The 22,859-nt window shown below is 39.9% G+C and carries 25 protein-coding genes and 2 pseudogenes; 8 read left to right on the top strand and 19 right to left on the bottom strand.

Annotated features, from left to right (window positions below; all coding sequences use genetic code 11):
• Window positions 1–119: 119 nt before the first annotated feature.
• Window positions 120–1,286 carry a CapA family protein gene (locus FZC88_RS05245; protein ID WP_148993908.1) on the top strand — a complete coding sequence of 389 codons (1,167 nt, stop codon included), beginning with the start codon at window positions 120–122 and terminating at the stop codon, window positions 1,284–1,286.
• A 106-nt stretch (window positions 1,287–1,392) separates the two neighbouring features.
• Here the strand turns inward: FZC88_RS05245 and FZC88_RS05240 are convergent, their stop codons facing one another.
• A complete protein-coding gene (locus tag FZC88_RS05240) occupies window positions 1,393–1,653 on the bottom strand; it encodes a hypothetical protein (RefSeq protein ID WP_148968967.1) in 261 nt (86 codons plus the stop codon).
• Between the two features lie 129 nt (window positions 1,654–1,782).
• Between FZC88_RS05240 and FZC88_RS05235 the strand changes: the two genes are divergently transcribed.
• Window positions 1,783–2,073, top strand: coding sequence for a HesB/YadR/YfhF family protein (locus FZC88_RS05235; RefSeq protein ID WP_148993907.1), 291 nt, complete (start codon window positions 1,783–1,785; stop codon window positions 2,071–2,073).
• 35 nt (window positions 2,074–2,108) lie between these two features.
• Here FZC88_RS05235 and FZC88_RS05230 read toward each other — a convergent pair whose 3' ends face one another.
• The 7 genes from FZC88_RS05230 to acnA form a co-directional block, all read right to left on the bottom strand.
• A complete protein-coding gene (locus tag FZC88_RS05230) occupies window positions 2,109–2,417 on the bottom strand; it encodes a hypothetical protein (RefSeq protein WP_148993906.1) in 309 nt (102 codons plus the stop codon).
• A gap of 66 nt (window positions 2,418–2,483) precedes the next feature.
• Window positions 2,484–2,900, bottom strand: a complete 417-nt coding sequence (locus FZC88_RS05225) for an acyl-CoA thioesterase (protein ID WP_148993905.1) — start codon at window positions 2,898–2,900, stop codon at window positions 2,484–2,486.
• 169 nt (window positions 2,901–3,069) lie between these two features.
• Window positions 3,070–3,297: a small acid-soluble spore protein Tlp gene (tlp, locus tag FZC88_RS05220; protein WP_148968971.1), complete on the bottom strand. Its 228-nt coding sequence runs from the start codon at window positions 3,295–3,297 to the stop codon at window positions 3,070–3,072.
• A gap of 80 nt (window positions 3,298–3,377) precedes the next feature.
• Window positions 3,378–3,521: an acid-soluble spore protein N gene (locus tag FZC88_RS05215; protein WP_044336998.1), complete on the bottom strand. Its 144-nt coding sequence runs from the start codon at window positions 3,519–3,521 to the stop codon at window positions 3,378–3,380.
• Between the two features lie 105 nt (window positions 3,522–3,626).
• On the bottom strand, window positions 3,627–3,773 hold the full coding sequence (locus FZC88_RS05210) for an FbpB family small basic protein (RefSeq protein ID WP_113967859.1): 147 nt from the start codon (window positions 3,771–3,773) through the stop codon (window positions 3,627–3,629).
• A gap of 248 nt (window positions 3,774–4,021) precedes the next feature.
• The gene (locus FZC88_RS05205) at window positions 4,022–4,609 is read right to left on the bottom strand and encodes a peroxiredoxin family protein (protein ID WP_148993904.1); all 588 of its coding nucleotides are present in this window, start codon (window positions 4,607–4,609) and stop codon (window positions 4,022–4,024) included.
• Between the two features lie 144 nt (window positions 4,610–4,753).
• Window positions 4,754–7,465, bottom strand: a complete 2,712-nt coding sequence (acnA, locus tag FZC88_RS05200) for an aconitate hydratase AcnA (RefSeq protein ID WP_148993903.1) — start codon at window positions 7,463–7,465, stop codon at window positions 4,754–4,756.
• 328 nt (window positions 7,466–7,793) lie between these two features.
• Between acnA and sspO the strand changes: the two genes are divergently transcribed.
• Entirely contained in the window at window positions 7,794–7,943 is a 150-nt protein-coding gene (sspO, locus tag FZC88_RS05195; RefSeq protein ID WP_113967856.1) for a small acid-soluble spore protein O, read from the top strand.
• A 168-nt stretch (window positions 7,944–8,111) separates the two neighbouring features.
• On the opposite strand, the gene FZC88_RS05190 is transcribed toward sspO, so the two are convergent.
• The gene (locus FZC88_RS05190; protein ID WP_148993902.1) at window positions 8,112–8,372 is read right to left on the bottom strand and encodes a hypothetical protein; all 261 of its coding nucleotides are present in this window, start codon (window positions 8,370–8,372) and stop codon (window positions 8,112–8,114) included.
• A gap of 117 nt (window positions 8,373–8,489) precedes the next feature.
• On the opposite strand from FZC88_RS05190, the gene FZC88_RS05185 reads away from it, so the two are divergent.
• Entirely contained in the window at window positions 8,490–8,627 is a 138-nt protein-coding gene (locus tag FZC88_RS05185; RefSeq protein WP_148968976.1) for a small acid-soluble spore protein P, read from the top strand.
• Window positions 8,628–8,685: 58 nt separating this feature from the next.
• Here the strand turns inward: FZC88_RS05185 and selA are convergent, their stop codons facing one another.
• The gene (gene selA, locus FZC88_RS05180) at window positions 8,686–10,089 is read right to left on the bottom strand and encodes an L-seryl-tRNA(Sec) selenium transferase (RefSeq protein WP_148993901.1); all 1,404 of its coding nucleotides are present in this window, start codon (window positions 10,087–10,089) and stop codon (window positions 8,686–8,688) included.
• A gap of 100 nt (window positions 10,090–10,189) precedes the next feature.
• Here selA and FZC88_RS05175 point away from each other — a divergent pair, with 100 nt between their 5' ends.
• Window positions 10,190–10,582, top strand: a complete 393-nt coding sequence (locus FZC88_RS05175) for an Hsp20/alpha crystallin family protein (RefSeq protein ID WP_148968978.1) — start codon at window positions 10,190–10,192, stop codon at window positions 10,580–10,582.
• A gap of 59 nt (window positions 10,583–10,641) precedes the next feature.
• Here FZC88_RS05175 and FZC88_RS24715 read toward each other — a convergent pair.
• Window positions 10,642–10,827 (bottom strand): annotated as a pseudogene (locus FZC88_RS24715) (Rdx family protein); the annotation flags it as partial.
• Between the two features lie 331 nt (window positions 10,828–11,158).
• Between FZC88_RS24715 and selD the strand changes: the two are divergent.
• Entirely contained in the window at window positions 11,159–12,211 is a 1,053-nt protein-coding gene (gene selD, locus FZC88_RS05165; protein ID WP_148993900.1) for a selenide, water dikinase SelD, read from the top strand.
• Window positions 12,212–12,275: 64 nt separating this feature from the next.
• On the opposite strand, the gene FZC88_RS05160 is transcribed toward selD, so the two are convergent.
• The 4 genes and pseudogenes from FZC88_RS05160 to FZC88_RS05145 all read right to left on the bottom strand — a co-directional run bounded on the left by FZC88_RS05160 (window position 12,276) and on the right by FZC88_RS05145 (window position 17,381).
• On the bottom strand, window positions 12,276–14,501 hold the full coding sequence (locus FZC88_RS05160; RefSeq protein WP_148993899.1) for an AAA domain-containing protein: 2,226 nt from the start codon (window positions 14,499–14,501) through the stop codon (window positions 12,276–12,278).
• 173 nt (window positions 14,502–14,674) lie between these two features.
• The gene (locus FZC88_RS05155) at window positions 14,675–15,316 is read right to left on the bottom strand and encodes a lytic transglycosylase domain-containing protein (RefSeq protein WP_148993898.1); all 642 of its coding nucleotides are present in this window, start codon (window positions 15,314–15,316) and stop codon (window positions 14,675–14,677) included.
• A 179-nt stretch (window positions 15,317–15,495) separates the two neighbouring features.
• Window positions 15,496–15,576 (bottom strand): annotated as a pseudogene (locus tag FZC88_RS24360) (YjcZ family sporulation protein); the annotation flags it as partial.
• A 275-nt stretch (window positions 15,577–15,851) separates the two neighbouring features.
• Entirely contained in the window at window positions 15,852–17,381 is a 1,530-nt protein-coding gene (locus FZC88_RS05145) for a glycine betaine uptake BCCT transporter (protein ID WP_148993897.1), read from the bottom strand.
• Window positions 17,382–17,958: 577 nt separating this feature from the next.
• Between FZC88_RS05145 and FZC88_RS24355 the strand changes: the two genes are divergently transcribed.
• On the top strand, window positions 17,959–18,090 hold the full coding sequence (locus tag FZC88_RS24355) for a hypothetical protein (protein ID WP_262371702.1): 132 nt from the start codon (window positions 17,959–17,961) through the stop codon (window positions 18,088–18,090).
• Between the two features lie 47 nt (window positions 18,091–18,137).
• Here FZC88_RS24355 and FZC88_RS24645 read toward each other — a convergent pair whose 3' ends face one another.
• Both FZC88_RS24645 and FZC88_RS05135 read right to left on the bottom strand, forming a co-directional pair.
• On the bottom strand, window positions 18,138–18,707 hold the full coding sequence (locus FZC88_RS24645) for a 3D domain-containing protein (RefSeq protein ID WP_148968983.1): 570 nt from the start codon (window positions 18,705–18,707) through the stop codon (window positions 18,138–18,140).
• 344 nt (window positions 18,708–19,051) lie between these two features.
• Window positions 19,052–19,882, bottom strand: coding sequence for a 3D domain-containing protein (locus FZC88_RS05135; protein WP_148968984.1), 831 nt, complete (start codon window positions 19,880–19,882; stop codon window positions 19,052–19,054).
• 401 nt (window positions 19,883–20,283) lie between these two features.
• Between FZC88_RS05135 and FZC88_RS24790 the strand changes: the two genes are divergently transcribed.
• Window positions 20,284–20,460: a DUF8096 family protein gene (locus FZC88_RS24790; RefSeq protein WP_472690532.1), complete on the top strand. Its 177-nt coding sequence runs from the start codon at window positions 20,284–20,286 to the stop codon at window positions 20,458–20,460.
• 44 nt (window positions 20,461–20,504) lie between these two features.
• Here the strand turns inward: FZC88_RS24790 and FZC88_RS05130 are convergent, their stop codons facing one another.
• Both FZC88_RS05130 and map read right to left on the bottom strand, forming a co-directional pair.
• Window positions 20,505–21,791 (bottom strand): globin-coupled sensor protein, encoded by a 1,287-nt coding sequence (locus tag FZC88_RS05130; RefSeq protein WP_148993896.1) that lies wholly within the window; start codon window positions 21,789–21,791, stop codon window positions 20,505–20,507.
• A gap of 314 nt (window positions 21,792–22,105) precedes the next feature.
• Window positions 22,106–22,849, bottom strand: a complete 744-nt coding sequence (map, locus tag FZC88_RS05125) for a type I methionyl aminopeptidase (RefSeq protein WP_148993895.1) — start codon at window positions 22,847–22,849, stop codon at window positions 22,106–22,108.
• Between the last annotated feature and the right edge of the window lie 10 nt (window positions 22,850–22,859).

Below are 22,859 nucleotides of genomic sequence, written 5' to 3'. Positions count from 1 at the left end.
CGAAATAATTCAAATTTCACAAAAATACGAGAATATTCCTCAATATTTTCATAAATATGTCCCGCTTTCCCCTGTTATTTTGTAAAATAGAGGTAGTGTATATATAAAGGATGATGAATATGAATAAAAAGCGAATAATGATAGGAGTATTCCTTTGTGTTCCTTTACTCTTAGTGATCGGGTTTCTTGTAAATAAGCAATATGCAGACTGGAACACCTCTGCTGAAGGAGAACAGAATAAGAACCTCTCCTCTTTGCTTCATACAACAAAAGAAGTTCAAGCTTCAGGGAAATCGATAAAGTCTAATGCAACACTTGCCGCCATCGGAGATATTCTTCTCCATGATACAGTATATAATGATGCAAAAGATGAAAATGGGTATAACTTCAGCCCTATGTTTGCACCTATAAAGGACATGCTGGCTGCCCCTGATTTTCTAATTGCAAATCAGGAATCAACCCCGGCTGGAGTGGAACTTGGCGTTTCCAGTTACCCGCTCTTCAATAGTCCGAAAGAGATTGTGAAATCTTTACAAGACGTGGGGGTGGATGCTGTCACGACCGCCAATAATCATTCATTGGATCAAGGCGAAAAAGGTCTTCTGAGTGCAATCGACTATTATGAGAAGATATCCATGACATATGTGGGTGCATTTAAAAGTAAGGAAGACAAGGAGCGAATTCGTACCTTCAATGTAAATGGAATCAATTTTGCCCTGCTTTCATACACATATGGAACAAATGGCATCCCTGTGCCAAAAGGGAAAGACTATTTAGTCAATCTAATCGATGAGCAAAACATGATTCAAGAAGTCAAGAAAGCTAAAAGTATGAAGGTTGATTTAGTCGTATTGAGTTTGCATTGGGGAAATGAGTACCAACGCTTCCCTACTGAGGAACAGGAAAGACTGGCAAATGTGTTAACGGAAAATGGTGTTGATATCATTTTTGGCCATCATCCACACGTTCTGCAGCCAATCCAAACATACAAAACGAGCGATGGCAGGGATGCTGTAGTAATCTATTCATTAGGGAATTTTCTTTCAGGACAGAAAGATGATTTCAAAGATATTGGAGGAATGGTTACGGTTCAAGTAGAAAAAACGATGAAGCCGGGAAGTTCCAAGATTGCGTACCCTTCCATTGAATTTCAGCCAACCTTTGTTTCAGAAAATCATTACAATAACTACCGAATCTACCCTCTGGAGTTTGCTAAGAAGAATGGGCTGATTGGTTATTCAGAAGAAGAAATGGTCTCGCATATGGTGAATGGCCTGCCTGAATAATTTGAGGCCGGCTGAAGGTGACATTTCTAAAGTCATCTAGACATGTGTTAACACCTTAATTTTCTAAGTTGAAAAAAACGAGCCTCCACTACGGGAAGCTCGTTTTTTAATGTCCACCGAATAGCAATGAATTAAAGAATATGCCTCCAAGAGCTAATACAGCCAATAAGGCGTTGGCCATCAAGAAAGTTTTACGGCTGCCCTTAAAAAATAGAGTGACCATCCCATAATAAATGAGAGCAGCAATGATAATAAAGGTGCCGGCTTCAATCTGATATTTCGCATCGTGTAATTGCAGGAAAGTCAATACACTTAATCCGCCAAATATAAATGCACCTATGTAGTATAATAATGCTTGTGTATTCATTCATCTCATCCTTTATGCGTATTAGTAGATGTTCCTTCTTTTCTATGTATATAATATGAAATGAAACCTTCTTTGTAAAGAAACATGAAACACTCTGGAGGAATACCTGTAGAGAAAGGAGTCTCATCGATGAAGATACATATTTCAAAAGAAGCCCTAACGTGGTTTATGAACGAAATGCTTGTAGAGGAAGGCGATCAAGTTCGTTTTTATGTACGCTATGGAGGTTCCAGTCCTCTGCATGATAGTTTTTCATTAGGAGTGAATAAAGACGAACCGGTTGATCTCGGTGAACGAATTGAAATCGAGAACAGGGAATTTTTTATTGAAGAGAGAGATTTATGGTTTTTTGATGGTCATGATTTATACGTCGAGTTTGACGATAAGCTTCAAGAACCTTCATATGAGTACAAGAAGTAACGTTTCATGGAAGAGGCTGGCATTCGCCAGCCTTATTATTTACTTTTAAGGAAGCGTGAGATATGGTCGTCGAGCCCCTCTTTATGAAGAATGTCATATTGAATATCTCCCAGTAGATCGAAATGAGGAAAACCGTCTTCCCTCTCATGGATCCATTCTTTTTTCAACCCGTACTTATCTCCCCACTGAGTTAATGCATCGAGATCACAGCAGCCCACTTTCGTGACAGATCGTGCATGAGGAAATCGGTCATCTAGCCAATAGTGAGTGAGAAAGGCAATCTCTCCCCGCTTCACACGCTGCTTCCATGCGTGTAATTCGTGTTTGGTTAAGCCGAACGCCATGGAGATCTTCCTTTCCGTCTTGCCTCTTTAAAATATTTTTCAAGGGACCTCTCCATTATGTATACACTACTTCTTCGCCTTCTCGTATGCTTCATGCCAATGAGGGAACAGTTTACGGATGGAAATCGGACGGAAGTTTTCCTGTTTGACACAAACATGCTTCGATTGTCCCGTGATGGCAAGCTGGTTTTGACCATTATAGATTTCGTAAGCATATGTAATGCGGAGCCCATCATATTCTTCAACCCACGTTTTTATAAACGCTTTTTCACCGTATCGAACCGGTGATTTATAGCTGACATTGAGATCTATAACTGGAGATAGAATTCCTTCTTTTTCAATATCAGCGTACTTAAAGCCGAGATCTTCTATAAGCTGCGTTCTTCCTAATTCCATCCATACAAGATAATTCGCATGATACACAACACCCATTTGATCGGTTTCTGCGTATCGTACCTCTATGGTTTTTTCAGCAATATGCATCCTTTACACCCTCTTCATCTAATCAGTATCCTTATTCATTTTAACATAGATTGGAGATGGCATTGAATAAATAGGCTTAAAAGTGAGTGAAGCCTGCTAACGTTTTATTGATGAAAGAACCCGAACAGACAGGTTCTCTTAAGAGCCTTCTCCGTTCGGGTTCCAGGTGTTATTGCTCTGTTTGATGAGACTCGTCTTTGATTTCATTACGGAAAGCTTCCAGGCTTTCTCTTCGACGCTCATTCTTCGCTTTAATAGACTGAAGCTGCTCTTCACTGTCTGTGAAAGCCATAGACTCCTCAGCCTTCTCCATATTCTCAATCGTATGCTGAACCATGCCTTGAAGCTTCTCTACATTATCACTACGATCATCCGGATTCGGTTTATCCCATGCCATCCTTCATTCCTCCTGCTATTTGAATTGAGGGACGGACCTTAAGGCCGGTCCCTTTACATTTATCGTCCCATAGGTAAGTGTTATTCACCCTTAGTTTGGATGACTTGCGCATGCTTACCTGACTTATCTTGCATTTGTTTTCCTTTGTTTCCGCCTGCTGCTCTTGATTGAGTACCAATATGGTTTGGTGCAAAATGATTCGGACTTCCCTTTGAATTACTCATAAACTTCCCCTCCTTACTAGTATGATTACCAAAATGGGAAGGAAGAATAGGCGTAATAATTGGCAGTATTATTTCAGGGGAAAAAAAAATAAGCCTCGTAATTCCTTACTCGGCTTTGCCTATAGGGCGCTTTATTTCCAGTCTGGCATCGATTCGTTCTTCAATGGCGTCAATGGCATCCTGATCTAGAAGAAGCTGCTTTTTGTTTTCTTTCACAAGATCCGCGAATGATTTTTTTCTCGGTCTGCGCAATCCAATCCCCTCACTCTCAATTGTGGTTTGTTATAAGTAGTATATCCAAATGTCAGATATTTTAAACAAAGGTCACAATAGTAGAGATGGTTTTTCTGAACGGATTTTGGGAATTGGATAATTGAATTTCGAAAAATCTAAAGTTAAAGGTCCGTCCCCAGTCAACGGTATTTCATAATTAAAGCAGTTTGAAGGTCCGTCCCCAGTCAACGGTATTTCATAATTAAAGCAGTTTGAAGGTCCGTCCCTCACTTGATTAGCGCGGTGAAGGATTCAAGGCTGGTGATGGCGCCGATTTGTTTGTGGGTGATGATTCCTTGTTCGTTGATGATGAAGGTGGTTGGAACTGTTAGGATGTCATATGCGTTGTTGATTTTGTCGTCTTTGTCTAATAGGATCGGGAATGTGAGTCCCATTGCTTTTTGGTATTCTTTTACGTTGTATTGGGGATCGATATTGATTGCCAGGATTTCAACGTCCTTCCCGTATTTCGTATAGAACTCCTGCATGATCGGCATTTCTTCTTTACACGGTGGACACCAAGTAGCCCAGAAATTGAGAACCACTTTCTTTCCCTTCAATTCAGATAAAGTGATTGATTGCCCGGAAAGGGTATCCAATTTAAAGTCGATGGCCTTGTCCCCGACATTCGGGCCAGGATAGTTCTCTGCAGGGGTAGTTTCCGACACCTCTCCTTCTTCTATATCGATTAATTGATCATACTCAGTAGCTTGACCGAACGTGCTTTCTGAAAAAGAAGTGGGCTCTGACTTATTTTCCATATAGAACGTGAATACTAATAAAGTTACAAGCAACATGCCAAAGATAGATTTCAAAGGAGTGCTCCTCTCATAGGAATGATAGTACTATCATCTTATGATAGCTTGTCTCTATTTAGTCATGGAATTTCAAGTGATATTTAGCCTTAATTGTTGAACACAAAAAAAGCCCCGGGAAGACCCGGGGCTTGAAAGCATACTTTATGCCTGTAATTTATTACGTAGAACCATTTGTAGAATTCCACCATGACGGTAGTAGTCTACTTCTACATCTGAATCAAATCGAGCCAGTACTTCGAACTCTGTTTTTGTTCCATCTTCAGCTACAGCTGTAACCGTTAAGATATCACGAGGTTTAACATCGTTTGTCACATTGACAGAAATCGTTTCTCTACCTGTTAAACCTAGAGATTCAGCGCTGTCACCCTTTTTGAATTGAAGTGGAAGCACTCCCATCATGACAAGGTTCGAACGGTGAATACGCTCATAGCTTTCAGCGATAACCGTTTTGATACCAAGAAGGTTTGTACCTTTTGCTGCCCAGTCACGGGAAGATCCCATACCGTAATCTTTTCCTGCAAGAACAACTAGTCCAGTACCATCTTGTTGATATTTCATACAAGCATCGTACATTGCCATAACTTCATTGTCAGGCCAGTAGGTTGTGAAACCACCTTCTGTTCCTGGAGCAATTTGGTTACGAATACGAATGTTTGCAAATGTACCGCGCATCATCACTTCATGGTTACCACGACGAGAACCGTATGAATTGAAATCACGTGGTTCAACATTGTTAGCACGCAGGTATTTACCAGCTGGCGTATCCTTACCGATCGCGCCTGCAGGAGAAATGTGGTCAGTTGTTACTGAGTCACCAAATTTACCAACAACACGCAGTCCATTTAATCCTTGGATATCTTCTGGAGTAGTTGCTAATCCAGTGAAGAAAGATGGATTTTGGATATATGTCGATTGATCATCGAAGCTATAAAGTGGCTCATTACTTGTTTTGATTTCGTTCCAACGCTCGTTTTCAGAGAAAACATGCTCGTATTCTCTACGGAATAACTCAGGAGTAACAGTAGATTTCACAGCATCCTTGACTTCATCTTGAGAAGGCCAGATGTCTCTGAAGAATACATCATTTCCGTCTTTATCTTTACCCAGAGAATCTTTTTGAAGATCAATGTCCACTGTACCAGCTAATGCATAAGCAACAACCAGTGGTGGTGAAGCAAGGTAGTTTGCTTTCACTAATGGATGAATACGACCTTCGAAATTACGATTTCCAGAAAGTACTGAAGTTAAGAGTAAATCAGCGTCTGATACAGCCTTCTCAATTTCCGGACGTAATGGACCAGAGTTACCGATACAAGTCGTACAACCATACCCTACAAGGTTAAAGCCGATATCTTCAAGGTAAGATAGTAAACCTGAATCTCTAAGGTAACCAGTTACAACTTTTGACCCTGGAGCCAGAGAAGTTTTTACGTAATCAGGAACGTTCATTCCGAGCTCTACTGCTTTTTTCGCTACTAAGCCAGCACCCAGCATAACATAAGGGTTAGATGTATTTGTACAAGATGTAATGGCAGCGATACCAATCGCTCCGGTAGGCATAACAACATCTTTACCATCTTCCGTTGTGTACTTTGCCGTTTTATTAATTTCAGACGCATCTAAACCGAAGCCTTGAACGCCTTCTTTAGCTGTAATTGACTTATTGAAAGATTCTTTCATATCAGATAGCGGAATTAAATCCTGTGGACGTTTAGGTCCGGAGAGGTTAGGTTCCACTACAGAAAGGTCAATTTCTACTACATCTGTATATGTTGGTTCTTCCTTTTCAGGAGTGAAGAACATATCATTTTTCTTTAAATATTCCTCAACCATTTTGATGTGGTCTTCGTCACGGCCTGTTAAACGAAGGTAGTCTAAAGACTCTGAATCAACTGGGAAGAAACCACATGTCGCACCGTATTCAGGAGCCATATTGGCAATTGTTGCACGGTCGGCAAGTGGTAATGTTGCTACTCCTGTTCCGAAGTATTCAACAAATTTCCCTACTACACCTTTTTGACGCAATACTTGTGTAACTTTAAGAGCTAAGTCAGTAGCTGTTGCTCCATTAGGAAGTTCACCTGTCATTTTTACCCCGATAACTTCCGGGATTGGGAAGTATGAAGGTTGACCAAGCATTCCTGCTTCTGCTTCGATTCCACCTACACCCCAACCTAACACGCCGATACCGTTGATCATAGTGGTATGAGAGTCAGTACCGACCAATGTATCCGGATATGTTTCAAAATCGCCATCTGTTGTTTCAACAGCGTGAACGACATTCGCTAGATACTCTAGGTTAACCTGGTGTACGATACCCGTTGCCGGCGGTACAGCACGATAGTTTTCAAATGCTTTTTGAGCCCAGCTAAGGAACTGATAACGCTCAGCGTTTCGTTCGAATTCAAGATCCATATTTGCTTGTAAAGCACCGACTGTACCATATTTATCTACTTGTACGGAGTGGTCAATTACAAGATCAACTGGAATTTCAGGATTGATCTTTTGTGGATCTCCACCAATATCAGCCATTGCTTTACGTAAAGACGCTAAGTCAACTACTGCTGGTACCCCAGTAAAATCTTGAAGGATGACACGGGAAGGTTTGAATGGAACTTCCGCATCTTTCACTTCAGCTGAGCCCCAGTTTGCTAAATTTTCAACGTGGTCTTTGTTGATCACGCGTCCGTCAAACTGACGAAGTACAGACTCGAGCAATACCTTTACACTGTAAGGTAAACGATTGATTTTTGTTACTCCTGCTTCTTCAAGCGCTTTTAAACGATAGTAATGATAACGTTTTCCTTCTAGTTCGAAAGAAGATCGTGCATTAAATACATCGTTCTTTGCCATTTCGAATTCCCCCTCTAAACTACATCAAACAATAAGTCGAAAAGTTTTCGTTCTAAAAAACTAACGAACTTTTCTCACATTTACATCTTAATACAAGCGATTACATAAGTAAATAACAATAAAGTTATTGTTTTTGATAAGTTTTTCTTATCTAAAATAATAAACTCCTTTAGGTTTCTAGAAAAATATTGGTAAATCAACATTTTCCCCCATGTCAAAACGTGTCAGTTTCATAAAAATATTATCGTGATAAAATAAATCTGCTAGCCTTTCCCTCTTATAAAGGATTGATGATGGTGGCATTCTATCCATATGGAGGTGTCCTACAATGGCTAAACGTAAAGCAAATCATGTAATCAACGGGATGAATGCAGCGAAGGCACAAGGAAAAGGTGCCGGGTACAATGAAGAATATTCAAATGAACCATTAACTGAAGCTCAACGTCAGTTTAATAAAAAACGCAAAACCAATCAGTAGTTCAAATGATCGGTGGTTAAACGAACGAGGTTTATAAACATACTCAGTTTGGTTTAATCACCGTCATTTATGTAAATATCTTCATCTCTCTTCCCCTACCCCGTTTGTCCAAAAACAAAACCCGCTTTGCGAATGTTTAGCAGAGCGGGTTTTGTTTCTTCTGATTTTTTATGATTGTTCATTTACTTCATTGACGATCGAAGACAAGTCTGATTTGAATTGTTGGAGCTGTGCTCTTTGTGTTTCAGATGCCACTTCAAGTGCATTTTCAATTTGTTGATACGCTTCGTTTACCTCATTCTTTAAATGAGCCAGTTGTGAACCGTAACTCGCTCCATCTAAAACAAGTTCATTGATTGTATTCTGTATTTCAGTAACGCTTTGCTCTGCAGCTTGGTACGCTTGTTGTTTGTCTTTATGGTAAGGCATGGATAATCTCTCCTTATTCTGAAATTAGCTTTTTTAGTATGGTCAGATAGGCTGAAAAATATACCCATGAATAAACTGTTTTAGAGCAAAGCATTCTAATAACAGGAGGGATGCTTTATGAACAAAAATGATAGCAAAGATATGCGTAAAAATGCTCCGAAGCAGTCTGGGCAGCAGGAACCTTTAAGTGGATCACATAAAGTGAAGAATCGTAACCATACTCGCCAAAAGCAACATAGCCATCACGATATGTAACCAATAAATAAGGGAGTGCAGGGGTTGTGATAACACAATCCGCACTCCCTTTTATCCTCTATTGCAGATTCTCTAATGCATGGAGAATGTCCATTTGTTCAAGGAAGGAGACGGTCCGCAGATCAAAGAGAACGGCTTCTTCTTGAATTCTTGTTAAGATTGAAGGGTTCCCTTTTCTAAGGTTCTCATGAATTTCCTGGGCAGACAATTTGTCATGAGTAACTGAAACGAGATAAGTATCTAATTCAACGTCAGGCATCGTCCCTCCACCAATCTGGCTTTTTCCTTCAATTATTTTAAATAAGAAATTCGATTTCAGGGAATTGCCTTCTTCTACGAAATGTGTAGATTGCTGAAAAACCTCTTCTTTTTTGCGGGTAATGGATGCAATGGTCGGATTTTTATCCTGTTCCTCCCCTTTTATGTAATGCATGAGTGTCATCTCTAAAGCTGCCAGTGTCATTTTGTCTACACGCAGTACCCGGGCCAGCTGATGCTTTTTAAGCTGATCAATCCATTGTTTTTTTCCTGCAATGATACCAGCCTGGGGCCCTCCTAATAATTTATCTCCACTAAAAGAAACGAGGTCGCTCCCTTTTTCAATGACAGTCTTTACCACAGGTTCATTTCCGATCCCCATTTTTTCAAAGTCGTAAAGAGCACCACTCCCTAAATCTTCATAATATAGGATATGGGGATGTCGGTGGGATAACTGAACAAGTTCATCAGTGGAAACGGATGATGTAAATCCTTTTATCACAAAATTACTTTGATGGACTTTCATGATCATGGTTGTTTCTTCACATAGTGCTTCTTCATAATCCCTTAAGTGGGTTTTGTTGGTCGTTCCAACCTCAGAGAGCAGAGCACCACTTTCTTCCATGATGGAAGAAATTCGAAATGATCCTCCGATTTCCACGAGCTCCCCTCTGGAGACAATCACCTTTTTATGTTTCGCAAGGGCAGTGAGAATAAGGTAAACAGCTGCTGCATTATTGTTCACAACCATGGCCGCTTCCGCTCCAGTTAACTCACAGATGAACTTTTCAGCATGGGTATGCCTCGAACCTCTATTCCCCCCCTCAATATCGTATTCTAAATTACTGTAGTGACCTGCAATCATTTGGACATGTTCAATGGCATCTTGTCCCAATCTGGCCCGTCCTAAATTCGTATGCAATATGGTTCCGGTTGCATTAATAACCTTGCGAAGAGAAAGAGAATGCGATTCTTTCATCAAGGTATCCGCTTGTGCAAACACTTCTTTAACAAATTCGTCTGTTGATGGATGAGGTCCTTGCCATTGTTCATTTAGCAGGGAATTCCGACAGCATGTAATCACCTCTTTTAATAGGTCCGTCCCTCTTTCTTTAGTGAGGTCATGCTTATTAAGGAGAGTATGGAATTGATTGGATTGTTGTAGTAGGTAGATGGGCGGAATGTGTCTGACGAGTTGTTTCACAATGAACCCTCCTTTATTCTTTATACTGATTATAACACCCTCACCATTTAAATTAGAAAGAATACAATGTGTAAAAGAATAAGTTGGGGGTCAGGTGTAAATGAGCAAGGAAAGGGAGGATTTCTATTTAGAGAACTGGGAGGAGAATATGAAGGATTGGCTATTGGATCCTGCTACGGTTCAATTGGATGAACAAGAATTTAGAGTCGACTTTCTGGATACAACGGAAGCGTTCATCGTAGAAATTGAAACAGAAAATATTCATCCAGAGGAATTAATCATTAAGAAAAATAACACTCAATTAATCGTATCGATACTGATGAAGGACGAAATCAAGGTGAGGAATCGAACCATTCGCTTTCCCTTTTGTTTAAAGCAACGGGCAATCACCTACTCAATCGAGCATCATACCATCGAAATCAATGTCCCAAAAAAAGAATGTCCCACCCCCACTTCCTTCGTCATCCGAGTTCAGGGGTTATCTAATGAGTAACCACCCTCTATAAATAGATGAAAAGGTCTGAAGTGAAAAATTCAGACCTTTAACCATGTTTATAGGGATTCAATCGAAGAAATGATGAGGTTTATGTCAGGAAACACCCCTGTATCTAATTTAGAATAAACCTTTTCTCCTCCTACTGAAATTTCAAAAGCGCCACCTGAGGATGGTATTAACTTTAGTTCTTTAATGTCTGAACGAAAATGGGTAAACAGTTGTTCCGCGAAACTCGCGGCTTTAGGTGCATAGTTTCACATCATGCAAAATTCAATTGTAATCGAGACCTTTTTCATCTTATGTTCCTCCTTTATTTATATATTTTCCTGTGTGCATAATACCATAGCTTCTATTTTTCTCCAAATACTTACCTTTTTTCTATCTGCAGTGCTGTTTTGATCCCTATCATCTAATAATAATCCTGTTTTTAAGGTGAAAGCCTAATTTAGTAAAATTACAAATGCAAATTCTCCTTCTCCCCTCCTGATTTTTACCCATCCGTCACTTCTCCTTTGCCCGATTGTATTTTTATCCTGTACAATTAGAATATTCATACATAAAGGGGTGAAGTGAATGAGCAGGGAAGAAATTATCCGTTTAACAGAACTTTCTTCAAAAGCTGGCTGAGGCTGCAAACTTAGTCCTAGTGACTTGACGCAAGTGTTGCGTCAACTACCCCCTCAACCATTTAATGGAGCATTGTTAGTAGGGAGCGAATCATCTGACGATGGTGGTATTTATCAACTGACAGATGATCTGGCTATGGTACAAACCGTAGATTATTTTACCCCGATCGTGGATGATCCTTACCAATTTGGTCAAATAGCAGCGGCAAACGCACTAAGTGACGTCTATGCTATGGGTGGAACGCCTAAAACGGTTTTAAACATTGTAGGGTTTCCAATCAAAAAGCTCGGAAGTGAAATACTTACTGAAATTCTGTCCGGTGCACAAAATAAAGTAATCGAAGCTGGTGCTGTGACGGTCGGCGGCCATTCCATTGACGATCAAGAACCGAAATTCGGTTTGAGTGTTACTGGAATCGTTCACCCGAAAAAATATTGGACAAACAACGGTGCCAAAGAAGGAGACGTTATGGTTCTTACAAAACCACTGGGTGTAGGAATTTTAACGACAGGTATTAAGCGTAAGATGGTGTCGGCAGACCAAGAAAAAGATGTGATCGAAGTCATGAGCATGTTAAATAAATCTGCAGCAGAAGTTTTACAAGACTTTCATCCGCATGCAGTGACAGATGTAACAGGCTTTGGCTTAATGGGTCACGCCTTTGAAATGGCTAAAGGCAGTGATGTGTCCATAGAGTTCTCATACTCTTCCATTCCCCTATTAGAAGGGACGAAGGAATTAGCAGCCAAAGGAGTCATTCCTGGTGGGTCGAAAGCGAACCATCAGTGGCTTGAAGACAAAGTGCACTATGATCCGAGTATCACCATGGAAGATCAGTGGATTGTATGTGACGCGATTACTTCAGGAGGATTATTAGTAAGTTTGCCTGAGGGTGAAGCGGAAAAGTATATAGAGGTGTTAGGACTTCACTCGATATCAGCTAGAATAATTGGTCGGGTGCTGACGAAGCAAAAATGGAGTATACTGGTTGAAAAATAATTAAGCGGCGACTCCTTTTGAGAGAAGTAGATTTCAAGCTACTAACTTTCAAAAGGACCACCGCTTATTTCTCTTCAGTCAGTTTGAGGAATTGGCCAGTGATTCTCTTCGATAAAATCCTCACATGATAAGGAAACCGGTTCCTTTCTTTGGCAAAAGAATTGAACCAGATGACTTTTTCATCTAAGGCGATGAATGGAATATCAGTTGTTGCTTTTTTAATTTTGAAGCTGATTCCAGATTGGGAAGCGCTGCTGTCCTTACATTGGATAATGACGTTTTTCTCAGTGGATACTTTGCGTAATATGATCAATATCTCTTGAGGGATATCTGTCACATGTCCAACGTTCACTACGATTTTTTGTTTAGCTGCCTTAAAATCTTTCACCAGTCTGTTTCGATCACTTACATCAGTCCACTTCATTTTCTTAGTCGAGGAAGGACTGAGTGAGGAACTTGTTCCCTTATGCCCTTCCTCTTGAAGATGTCGTATAAACTGATGGATGGGTTGGGAAGAATGGGTCTTCTCCTGAATAAATTGATCGTTGCCAATAAGAACGAACTTCCCTCTCGCTCGCGTAATCGCTACATTCAGTAACCTATCGCTTCCTTTCCGAGTAAGGAGTGCCCCCGGTTTCCCATGGGAAGCTCCATCAACGAGATCAAAAAGGATCATGTCATTTTCCGAACCTTGAAAGCCATGAACCGTAGCGGCGTATAAATTCAAATGAGGATGTGAGTTCCTTACCAATTCGTCCAATAACAGGTTATACCATTTGGCCTGGACACGGTAGGGGGTCACGATCCCGATAGATTGCATCCCATCCTCGATCGCTTCCAGAGTAAGATGGATCGTCACTAAACTGGATAGGACGTTCCAACGTGAGCCTTTTTGAGTCTCTGCCCACTCGGTACCTTCATTGAGTGAAAATAATACCGCTCCATGTGAAGGAAAAGGCATTTTATTTGTAATCCCCGCTCTCATCAATTCTACCGAATGGTGATTACCTACCTTCGAATGGTAGATATAGTGATTGGTAAATGCAGAAATGCTTGGATGCATTCGCCGCTGTTCTGGAAGCAATAATAACTGAGGGTGGTCCTTGCCCTTATCAACGGCATGTGCCACCTGAGCCGAATGGAAGATGTCTTCCTTCAGCCACTTGGTTACCATCGGATGAAAGGACGTAGAAATAGGCGGGAGCTGTTTGAAATCCCCGCAAATAATGACCTTTTTACCAAGGGATGCAGCAAATGCTATCTGAGGTATATAGGCCATACTCGCCTCATCCACGATAACAAGGTCAAACTCTTCTTCATAAAGAATGCCATCAATCGCAGCTTTAGATAGAGTCGTACCGATGACCCTTGCGTCTATGACAAGTTCACCTTCTCTTCGTTTAAACTTTTCTTTGATTTTTTGGTAATGAACCTCTAGTTGAGACAACCTCTCTGAATCATAACTTGAGTACGTTTTAGCAAGTTTATTTTTTAACCTCCTCCGGTAGGTTTCGACCTTTCCTTTCTCCTCTGCAAGGCTGGGGTCAAGCTGTTCTAATAATTGGAGCACGCTTAAATCTGTAACTTCTTCACTATACGATTTCCGGTTGGTACCATAACGGATGACTTCGCCTGTCTTCCACCGGTCATGACTGCTGAGAAAGTGATGCATTTCTTCTATTAAGACATCAACTGCAGCATTACTATGGGAAAGAAGCAGCACTTTTTTTCCTTCAGAATAATGATAAGCAGCTACTCTGGCAAGTGTATAGGTTTTTCCTGTTCCAGGTGGTCCCCACAGATAGGTAACAGGATTATACTTACTGCGAACATATGCTTCGTGTAAAGGGTTTTTAAACGTAGTCTTCGGATGCCGTATTTCTTGTATTGGATTCATCACATGATGAATACGCTCTGTTTTTTCGTGGCGCTCTTTTGCTTCGTCTAATCTTTCTATTAACTTCTCTAATATCTCCCATGGGGCATGCAATATTTGACCATAAGAAATGGTGTCACCAATGAATTGATCGAGCTCAATCATGCACTCCCGATCCTCTGAACTAATCACAACCCCTGTGATTCTTGATTGCTTTCTCTTAAAAACTACGCCCCCTCCTTCTGGTAAAGACGCAGGATAACTAAGGGTGAACCAATAAATATAGGCATTTTCTTCTTTGCGGATACATCTGCCCTCCTCTATCATAACTCCAGATGTTTCCTGTTTTTTTAGTTGTAGTATTTCCATATCCAGAGCGATTTGCCACTCTTCTATCATTTCTGTCGTTTTCATCTGAATCACCTTTGCCAAACGTAAAAATTCACGAACCTTATCATATCAATTTATTATGGGAGTGTATATAATTATTGGGTTATTGGGAATATGCCCCTCCTTTTTTCAAATCTGTTTAAAAAAATAAAAAAGAACCGATATTACATTCCGGCTCTTCTCCATATATTTAAAAATTACATAGCCTCGCCTGACTCTTCTTCTTCATCTTCTACAAATCGATCTGCATAGTACAAAACATCTTCTACATATTTGTCGCTATGATTGTAGGCAAATACTGCTTGTTCGATTTTTCCGTCAGCCGCTCCATTTCGTTCCAGATAGTTTGCAGCACTAAATACTGCATCCTCAATTTGAAATGGATCGGCTATTCCATCTCCATTTGCATCGACCCCATAACCACCATACTTTTCAATGACTTCAGGGTCTGTTTTTTGGCTTTGTGGAATATTCCCTTTTCCTAAGCCTGAGCAACTCGGGTGTGACCAACCGACAAATGTACATGGCATGAATTGCATGTGTCCTTCTGCTCCCACAGGAGACACAAGAGTTTTCATGGTGGAAAATTTTGTTTCGACCCGGTGATGGGCAGCCAGTAAATACCATGGTACCCCGTATTCCTCTTCAGCTGCTTTATAAATGGGAATATATTCGGACGGTACCTCTTCTTTACCCAATGAGGACAGGTTATAAGTGGTTTCTTCATTATTTACGGCATAATAAACAGCTATGACGATGATGGGTATAAGGACGATCTTAAATGGTGAGGATCGTTTTTTCTTACTGGGACGCTTTTTTTGTGCGAATTTTTTAGTCATCGGGGCTCGATCCTTTACAAGAGTATTGATTCCTCTTGTATTCTAATACGAGAACAACTCTGTGACAATCAATATGTATAAAAAAAGATGACCCCCCAGTAGTCACTTCTCTCTTCACCGGATGTTGGTAGAGAAATCATTGACTCAGTTGAGGTCACCTAGCCATCATTCATTTATTATTAACAAACAAACGCTGCTCCAACGATAATTAATAGGATGAATAAAACTACGATTAACGCAAAGCCACCAGCGTAGCCACCACCACCGCAGCCATATCCATATCCAGGGTATCCATATCCATACATCATCAGTCACCTCCAGTTATCTTACTACGATATTAATGTATGTAGAGGACAAATTGTAGGTTAATTAAAATCATCATTCTCTTTTTAACTATGAAATGCACCAGGAACAGATTGCCTATGAACAGTGGGTTTTGCATATAAAGGTGGGGCGGAAAATGAGTAAAATGTCTAGATGGGAAGTGCTTGATATGAAAAAAGACGCCTGGAAAAATTCCAGGCGCTAAACGAATTTACATGTGCTCTTTAGGTTCTTTTGTTTTTCTTGGCTTAGGTTTGATGTATAATCCAAGCTCTTTCTTCTCTTGATTCAGTGATTTATACAGAGACAGCATCATCAGCGCCATAATGACTGAGAATGGCAACGCTGCGACAATTAATGCATTTTGTAATGCCTGTAGTCCTCCACTATAGAGCAGGATTAATGCAACAGTAGACTGAGCAAGTCCCCAAGTTAACTTCACATAGTTTGGCGGAGTTAATGATCCATAAGTTGTTTGCATCCCCAGAACAAAAGTAGCTGAGTCAGCAGATGTAATGAAGAAGGTTCCGATCAATGTGATGGCAATGACCGAAAGAATCGTTGACCATTCAAATCCATTAAATACAGCAAATAATACCTCTTCTGTATTTAGTCCTGATATATCTGTTCCTGCTTGTTGAATTTCAATGGCAGATGTACCAAAAGTAGCGAACCAAATGAAACTGACTAAAGCAGGCAGCAGGAGCACACCGATTAAGAATTCACGAATGGTTCTGCCTCGTGATACACGTGCGATGAAGATTCCGACAAATGGAGACCAGGAAATCCACCATGCCCAATAGAAAATCGTCCAGCCATTGATCCAGCCGCGATGCTCTTCATTTAATGGGGCAATCCGGAAACTCATCGCAGCGATGTTTTGGATATAAGCACCGATTGTATCAGTGAACATATTAAGGATGAGCAATGTAGGTCCGATAAAGAACATTAACACGAACAGTGCAATTGCCAATACCATATTCGTATTAGATAGATATTTAATTCCCTTACTTAATCCTGACCATGCCGATATCATAAATAGGACGGTTACAACCGCAATGATAATGAACTGAACGGTGAAATTGTTTGGAACTCCCAGTAGATATGAAAGTCCTCCGTTAATTTGTGCTGCACCGAACCCAAGCGTTGTGGCAACACCGACAACAGTGGCGAATACAGCCAGTACATCGATGACCGTTCCCAGTGGACCGTTCACTTTATCTCCAAAGATCGGTCTCAACGTAGCTGAGATTAAACCAGGCTCATCTTTACGGAATTTATAATAAGCGAGTGCTAAAGCGACAATCGCATAGATCGCCCAAGCATGTATTCCCCAGTGGAAGAACGTATAACGCATTGATTCCTTGATCGCCTGATTCGTTCCACCTTCAGCAAGTGGAGGCGTCAAATAGTGTGACAGCGGCTCCGCTGCCCCCCAGAATACTAAACCGATTCCCATCCCTGCACTAAATAACATGGCGAACCATGTTCCTTTCGTGTATTCAGGTTTTTCGTCTGGTTTTCCTAATCTAATCGTTCCGATTGGACTAAAGATCAAGAATACGCAGAAAATAACAATCACTGTTACTAAAATAAGATAATACCAACCGAATGTTGAGGTAATAAAGCTTTGCATATCAGCTGTTACATTTTCGAATGACTTTGGCGCGATGACACCATAGGCAACAGAAGCTGCAACCAATGCAACGGTAATCCAGAAAACATTTGATATCCTCTTCATAAAATTCTCCTTTCCATTTTCAATGTTTTTTTGCTCTTTTCTGTATGAAGGTAACGACAGCCGGATTAAGGGTGTTTGTCTTAGTATGTACACCAGCGGCAATAATCTTCATCGTGAAAGAGTCTCAGTTAATGCAGATGGGAATATGTGCATTCTGAGGATAGTGGAGGAATGATTACTTATTACCTATTCCCTCACGACACTCTCATAAAACCAACATTTGTTACCCTATCAGAAAAAAGTTTAACTTTGCAAGTGATAACCATTATATTTTTTTATAGTGTTTGTCATTTAAACGTTTTCATTCCAATTCTTTTTTTGACTTGAAAGTGCATTCAGGAATTTTTCTGTATGGAAAACTGGAAATAACTTCCTTTTATTTATCCGTTAAGTCGAACATGGTTTGACAAATAAGGCTTAACATTTATGTTGGGAGAATAGGCGTTATGAAGGATATAATTAATGGTTTCCTCTAAATCATTTGAAGTTTTAATTGGGAATTCTGGATAAAGTTCTTGTAGTAATTTTCATGTATCGGTGAATGTTAATAAAAAGAATGTACGGGGGAGGTCCAGTCATGAAAAACAAACAAAACAAATCGCAACATGAAACAGCTGAAAAATTAGCTCAACAACAAATGGGTGAGGAAGTTGAGATAAAGTCCGTAGCTCCTTCTGCTAGAAAAGGTTCTGAAGTTCAAGGGAAATAGTTTATTGATACAAAAAGGACGCCTAAGTCGGCGTCCTTTCTTATTCGTTACTCTTCAATAATTTTCACTTTGACATCCTGTACACCATATTTAAGGGCATCTTTTTCTTTTTCCATATAAATGTCGATACGTTTTCCTTTGATTGCCCCACCTGTATCTTCCGCACGGGCATAACCGTATCCTTCTACATATACCTTAGACCCCAGTGGGATGACACTTGGATCGACGGCAATGACTCTGGCATCAGGGTTCTCGATTAAGTCCACCCCCGTCTTTGTAATGCCTATACACCCCTCACAATATGCTGTATACGCCGTAGCCGTTACGTTAACCTCTTTTACAACGTTGTCCCCTGAAGTTTCCGTATCAGCGGATTTAACAGCTTGTCCTTCTTCTTGTACGTTATTCACAGTATAACCTTCTTCTAAAAGTTGTTGGCGAGTACCAACCTCATCTATCGAAACATGATATCGATTTGCAATCTCCCAAAGAATATCGCCTTGTTCTATATTATGATAATCATTCATTGCAGTATCGTCTGAATCTGCAGAGGCAGAAGTAAGTCCGATTGTTAGAAAAACTGTGAAGGAAAATATGGAAAATAATACTTTTTTCATCTTGTGAAATTCCTCCTTTTGTGTTTGGTCTATGAAACCAACAGTTGAAATAGTAACATAGACTTACCTCAGACATATAACAAAGTGTTTATAAACGGATAACAATTAGATGACAAGCATGTAATATTTTTTGTTTTCTGTCGATTCAGCTGGAATTGTTTCAAACTCTTTCATTTGAAGGAAAATGTTAGTTGAAAAGCGGAGATGAATGAGAAGGAAATTGGTAATGAAGAGACTATTAAGAAAGTTATTCCTTTTGCATCATGTGTTAAAGAGATAAGCAATTATAAATGTATTGAAAAACAAAAAACCACTGAGAATGAATTCTCAGTGGTTCCGAACTATTATTTACTTTCAAGGATTTTTACGTTAACTGATTTTCTGCCCCAATCAACTGCTTGATCTTTTGATGGGATGAACACATCGATTCGATTTCCTTTAATCGCTCCACCTGTATCTTCAGCAGTTGCATAGCCGTATCCTTCAACATATACTTTTGATCCCAGAGGAATGACATCCGGGTCTACGGCAATTACTTTTGCATCTGGGTTTTCTAAAAGGTTTACGCCAGTTGCTGTCGTACCTGAGCACCCTTCACAACTTGCCGTGTAAGCAGTTGCTTCTACAGTGATTTCCTTTACAGCTTCCTCTTGTGGAGCTGGTTCTGCTGCCGGTTCTTCTTCAGCAGGTTGTGCCTCAGCTGGTTCTGCTGCAGGCGCTTCAGCTTCTGGAGCTACTTCTGCTGTTTCTTCTTCTTGAGCAGGAGCTGCTGCTTGCTCAGAAGTATTTGCAGTAGCTGAAGGTGCTTTTTTATCTTCTAAATTGATGACTAACTCTTGTCCTGGGACAATCAGGTCACTCTCAAGTGCGTTCCAGCCAATTAAACTGTCAACGGAAATTCCATATTGTGAAGAAATTCCCCAGAGTGTGTCACCTTTTTTAACTGTATAGTATTCTTTGGATGATACCTTGAGTTCTTGGTCAGGATAGATTAAGTGTGAATTTAAATTGTTCCATTTCATGAGTTGATCAACTGATGTACCGTATTCCTGCGCAATTCCCCATAAAGTGTCACCTTTATTAACTTCGATGTCTTGTGCTGAAGCGCTAGCTCCACCAGACACTGCAAGTGTAGTAAATGCAGCCACAGAAATAATCGATTTTTTTAGTTTCATAGAAAAATTCCTCCTTATGTAGCTAGCGGTATATTTATTTTTGCTAACAGGGAAAATACTAACATAGTAAAATCTCAATTCAATAACAGGAACTTTAATATCCTGCGTCAAGAATATTTCACTACTGTAATAGAAAGCGATTTCCTGTATAAACTATCATGTAGAGGAATACTATGTTAATAATAATAGAAAATAATAGGTATAAAGGGTATTAATGGATAAAATAGTTAAAGGATTCTATTCTATTTGACGATGATTTTAGAAAGCTATTTGTTTTTTGGTAGGTGAATAATTCGTAAATGCTCTAAATAATATTTAATTGAAGAAGATATAGTCTTGAAAAGGAGGAAGTTTAACCTTAACAAGCAAGATGATTCCGACTATACTATAAGAAGTATCGGTTGAACTGGAGGCTGACAAGGTTGGAAAATCAGGATGAAAATATCGTACTTTATAAAGATGATCCCGACGAACACAGTGGTCGCTGCGAATGTGGGAACAATATTTTCAAATCTCGTGTATTAGATGGGAAGTTTTATCGAAAGTGTCAAGAGTGTGGTAAAACGAAAATCGTTTAATAGAAAAAAGGGAAACCGGTATTAGAAATCAGTTTCCCTTTTTTCTATTTATTCATTTTCTGAATGATTGTAGAAGCAAACTGAACCAATTCATCTGTTGTATGATTGATTTGTCTGATGGCTTCAACAATGTGATTTAATTCAGATTGATTTCGTTTGAACATACCCATATAGTTTTCCATTTCCATTTGAACGGTCATTATGCCATTTTGTACATTCCCTATCTCATTACGGGAGTTCTCCGTTAAGTCGGTCATATTTCGAACCCGGTCTGAGACAACTCCGATTTGCTTGTTGCTTTCATTTACGAGCTGATGAATGGAGTGGCTCAGCTCCTTTGAGTCTTCGGCAAGCTTTCGCACTTCAGAAGCAACGACTGCAAACCCCCTGCCCTCATTACCGGCTCGTGCTGCTTCGATAGAGGCATTTAGTGCAAGCAGATTTGTCTGCTCAGCTATTTGCTGAATGGAATTTGAAAGCGGCGTAATCTGTTCCGCAATTGTTTTCACCCCTTGAATCTCGTTTAAAAGGGTTTTGATTTGCTCAGTAATGATGCCAAAGTTTTCGATCATATTATCTGTTTGATCTTTGTTCATTTTGGAAAGCTGAAGAAGATTTTTGCTGCTCTTTTCTGTGTTTTCAGATTCTGCACGAATACGTTCCGCCTTCGTAGCGGTCTCATTTAGACTTTTTTCTGTTTGGCTTAATGAAGAGCCGAGTTCTGTATTCATGCTGAACATTTCTACTTGTAGGTCCTGGTTTTCCTGATGAAGTTTCTCGAGCTCATCCATTCTGCTTTGTATATAGTATTCAGATACAATACTTGCGTCCAAATGGATACCATGATCTATTGCGACCAGTACGGAAGCGAGTTTAGATGGGTCGTTTTGATAAAGTTCTACAATCTTAGGAATCAATAAATGCTGAATGGTTGTGTAGGTGGATATAAACCAATCAATTGTAACTCCATTCCTGTTATGGGTCTTCCCCATCCTCTCCCTCATTGAGAAATATTCTTCATCTAATTCACCAGAGAATAGAGAACGAAAGTAATCATGGAAAACGTTCTTTAATCGCTCTCGGCTGGAATGATTAACAGCAATCTCTACTAAACTTGGGTGTTTGTAGAGATGATCCAATACCGTATCAAGTAAGGAATCGGATAACTGCTCATAGACAGGGAGAACTTCTTTTAGTTCATTTAAATGGTGTTCCTGGAATTGCATATAGTGCAATCTTTCATTCAGTTTTTTGTCTTGCAGGACAATGACGTTGGATGTAGGGACGATTACAGATTCAGTCTTGGGTTTTCTTGAAAATAAAACAGCCATGGGGCCCTCCGGTAATTAATGTTATTTTTTGTGTTATTTGTATAATTTTTGTATAACTTCAATATATCTACTTTACCCCAACTTTTTTCCTATGACAATCATTTTGTTTGTAAATTTTTAATAACTCATTAAAGCATGTTTTATTGGATGTCTAAGAGAACCATGCCCCGAAATTCAGATTCAATTATTCAGGCCATCCAATTCCCTCATATGTATCTAAATCAATCATAGTTGTACAAAACTTATACAAAAAGAGGGACGGACCTTTGATCCTAGGAGTTACTCCTAGGAATCAAGGTCCGTCCCTCACTGCTTTATTGTGTTAAAATGATGGGTTCGTCTTTGGTTATGATGATGGTGTGTTCGATTTGGGCAACGAAGCTGTTGTCGGGTGTGATGTAGGTCCAGCCGTCACCTTTTTCGATTACGTTTTGTGCCTTGGTTGAGATGAAGGGTTCAAATGCAATGACCATTCCTTCTTTTAACAGTGCATTATCCCAAGGATCGAAATAATTTAAGATGTGATCAGGTTTCTCATGAAGAGACTTTCCTACACCGTGGCCGGTTAAGTTCATGATCACCGTATAACCATTTTTTCGCGCTTCATTATTAACCGCTTTTCCGATACCGTTTTGTTTTGATCCAGCTCTTGCTTTCTGGAGTCCCGCTTGGAATGATTTTAATGCCGCTTCGCATAAATCTGTAAGTGTTGGGTCTCCCTCCCCAACAACAAATGAGATTCCTGTATCAGCATAATAACCATTTTTAGAACCGGATACGTCAATATTGACAAGGTCCCCCTCATTGATTACTCGTTCACCGGGAATTCCATGAGCCACTTCTTCATTTACACTAATACATGTGAAACCGGGAAAGTCATATTCCCCTTTAGGGCCAGAAATGGCTCCGTTATCTTCGAACATTTTCCCGGCCATATCGTCAAGCTTTTTTGTCGTTATGCCAGGCTTAGTATGAGAGCGTAATTCATCACGGATCTTAGCCACGATACTTCCTATCTCTTTTAACGCTTTTAAATCTTCATCAGTTTTGACAATCATATTATCTTCC

Origin of the sequence: Rossellomorea aquimaris (assembly GCF_008180865.1) — a bacterium.
In the GTDB taxonomy this organism is placed as follows: domain Bacteria; phylum Bacillota; class Bacilli; order Bacillales; family Bacillaceae_B; genus Rossellomorea; species Rossellomorea yichunensis.
This window is presented reverse-complemented; position numbering and strand designations above follow the sequence as displayed.

What these genes read in the sequence shown, in the direction of transcription:
- FZC88_RS05230 (WP_148993906.1), bottom strand. Translation starts at nt 2,417, where the DNA reads ATGGCGTTCGGCTTAACCAAACACGAATTACACGCATGGAAGCAGCGT.
- FZC88_RS05175 (WP_148968978.1), top strand. Translation starts at nt 10,190, where the DNA reads ATGAGCAAGGAAAGGGAGGATTTCTATTTAGAGAACTGGGAGGAGAAT.
- FZC88_RS05185 (WP_148968976.1), top strand. Translation starts at nt 8,490, where the DNA reads ATGAACAAAAATGATAGCAAAGATATGCGTAAAAATGCTCCGAAGCAG.
- FZC88_RS05135 (WP_148968984.1), bottom strand. Translation starts at nt 19,882, where the DNA reads ATGAAACTAAAAAAATCGATTATTTCTGTGGCTGCATTTACTACACTT.
- FZC88_RS05145 (WP_148993897.1), bottom strand. Translation starts at nt 17,381, where the DNA reads ATGAAGAGGATATCAAATGTTTTCTGGATTACCGTTGCATTGGTTGCA.
- FZC88_RS05225 (WP_148993905.1), bottom strand. Translation starts at nt 2,900, where the DNA reads ATGCATATTGCTGAAAAAACCATAGAGGTACGATACGCAGAAACCGAT.
- map (WP_148993895.1), bottom strand. Translation starts at nt 22,849, where the DNA reads ATGATTGTCAAAACTGATGAAGATTTAAAAGCGTTAAAAGAGATAGGA.
- tlp (WP_148968971.1), bottom strand. Translation starts at nt 3,297, where the DNA reads ATGGCATGGGATAAACCGAATCCGGATGATCGTAGTGATAATGTAGAG.
- FZC88_RS05130 (WP_148993896.1), bottom strand. Translation starts at nt 21,791, where the DNA reads ATGGCTGTTTTATTTTCAAGAAAACCCAAGACTGAATCTGTAATCGTC.
- FZC88_RS05190 (WP_148993902.1), bottom strand. Translation starts at nt 8,372, where the DNA reads ATGCCTTACCATAAAGACAAACAACAAGCGTACCAAGCTGCAGAGCAA.
- acnA (WP_148993903.1), bottom strand. Translation starts at nt 7,465, where the DNA reads ATGGCAAAGAACGATGTATTTAATGCACGATCTTCTTTCGAACTAGAA.
- FZC88_RS24645 (WP_148968983.1), bottom strand. Translation starts at nt 18,707, where the DNA reads ATGAAAAAAGTATTATTTTCCATATTTTCCTTCACAGTTTTTCTAACA.
- FZC88_RS05160 (WP_148993899.1), bottom strand. Translation starts at nt 14,501, where the DNA reads ATGAAAACGACAGAAATGATAGAAGAGTGGCAAATCGCTCTGGATATG.
- FZC88_RS24355 (WP_262371702.1), top strand. Translation starts at nt 17,959, where the DNA reads ATGAAAAACAAACAAAACAAATCGCAACATGAAACAGCTGAAAAATTA.
- FZC88_RS05155 (WP_148993898.1), bottom strand. Translation starts at nt 15,316, where the DNA reads ATGACTAAAAAATTCGCACAAAAAAAGCGTCCCAGTAAGAAAAAACGA.
- FZC88_RS05240 (WP_148968967.1), bottom strand. Translation starts at nt 1,653, where the DNA reads ATGAATACACAAGCATTATTATACTACATAGGTGCATTTATATTTGGC.
- sspO (WP_113967856.1), top strand. Translation starts at nt 7,794, where the DNA reads ATGGCTAAACGTAAAGCAAATCATGTAATCAACGGGATGAATGCAGCG.
- FZC88_RS05215 (WP_044336998.1), bottom strand. Translation starts at nt 3,521, where the DNA reads ATGAGTAATTCAAAGGGAAGTCCGAATCATTTTGCACCAAACCATATT.
- FZC88_RS05235 (WP_148993907.1), top strand. Translation starts at nt 1,783, where the DNA reads ATGAAGATACATATTTCAAAAGAAGCCCTAACGTGGTTTATGAACGAA.
- FZC88_RS05245 (WP_148993908.1), top strand. Translation starts at nt 120, where the DNA reads ATGAATAAAAAGCGAATAATGATAGGAGTATTCCTTTGTGTTCCTTTA.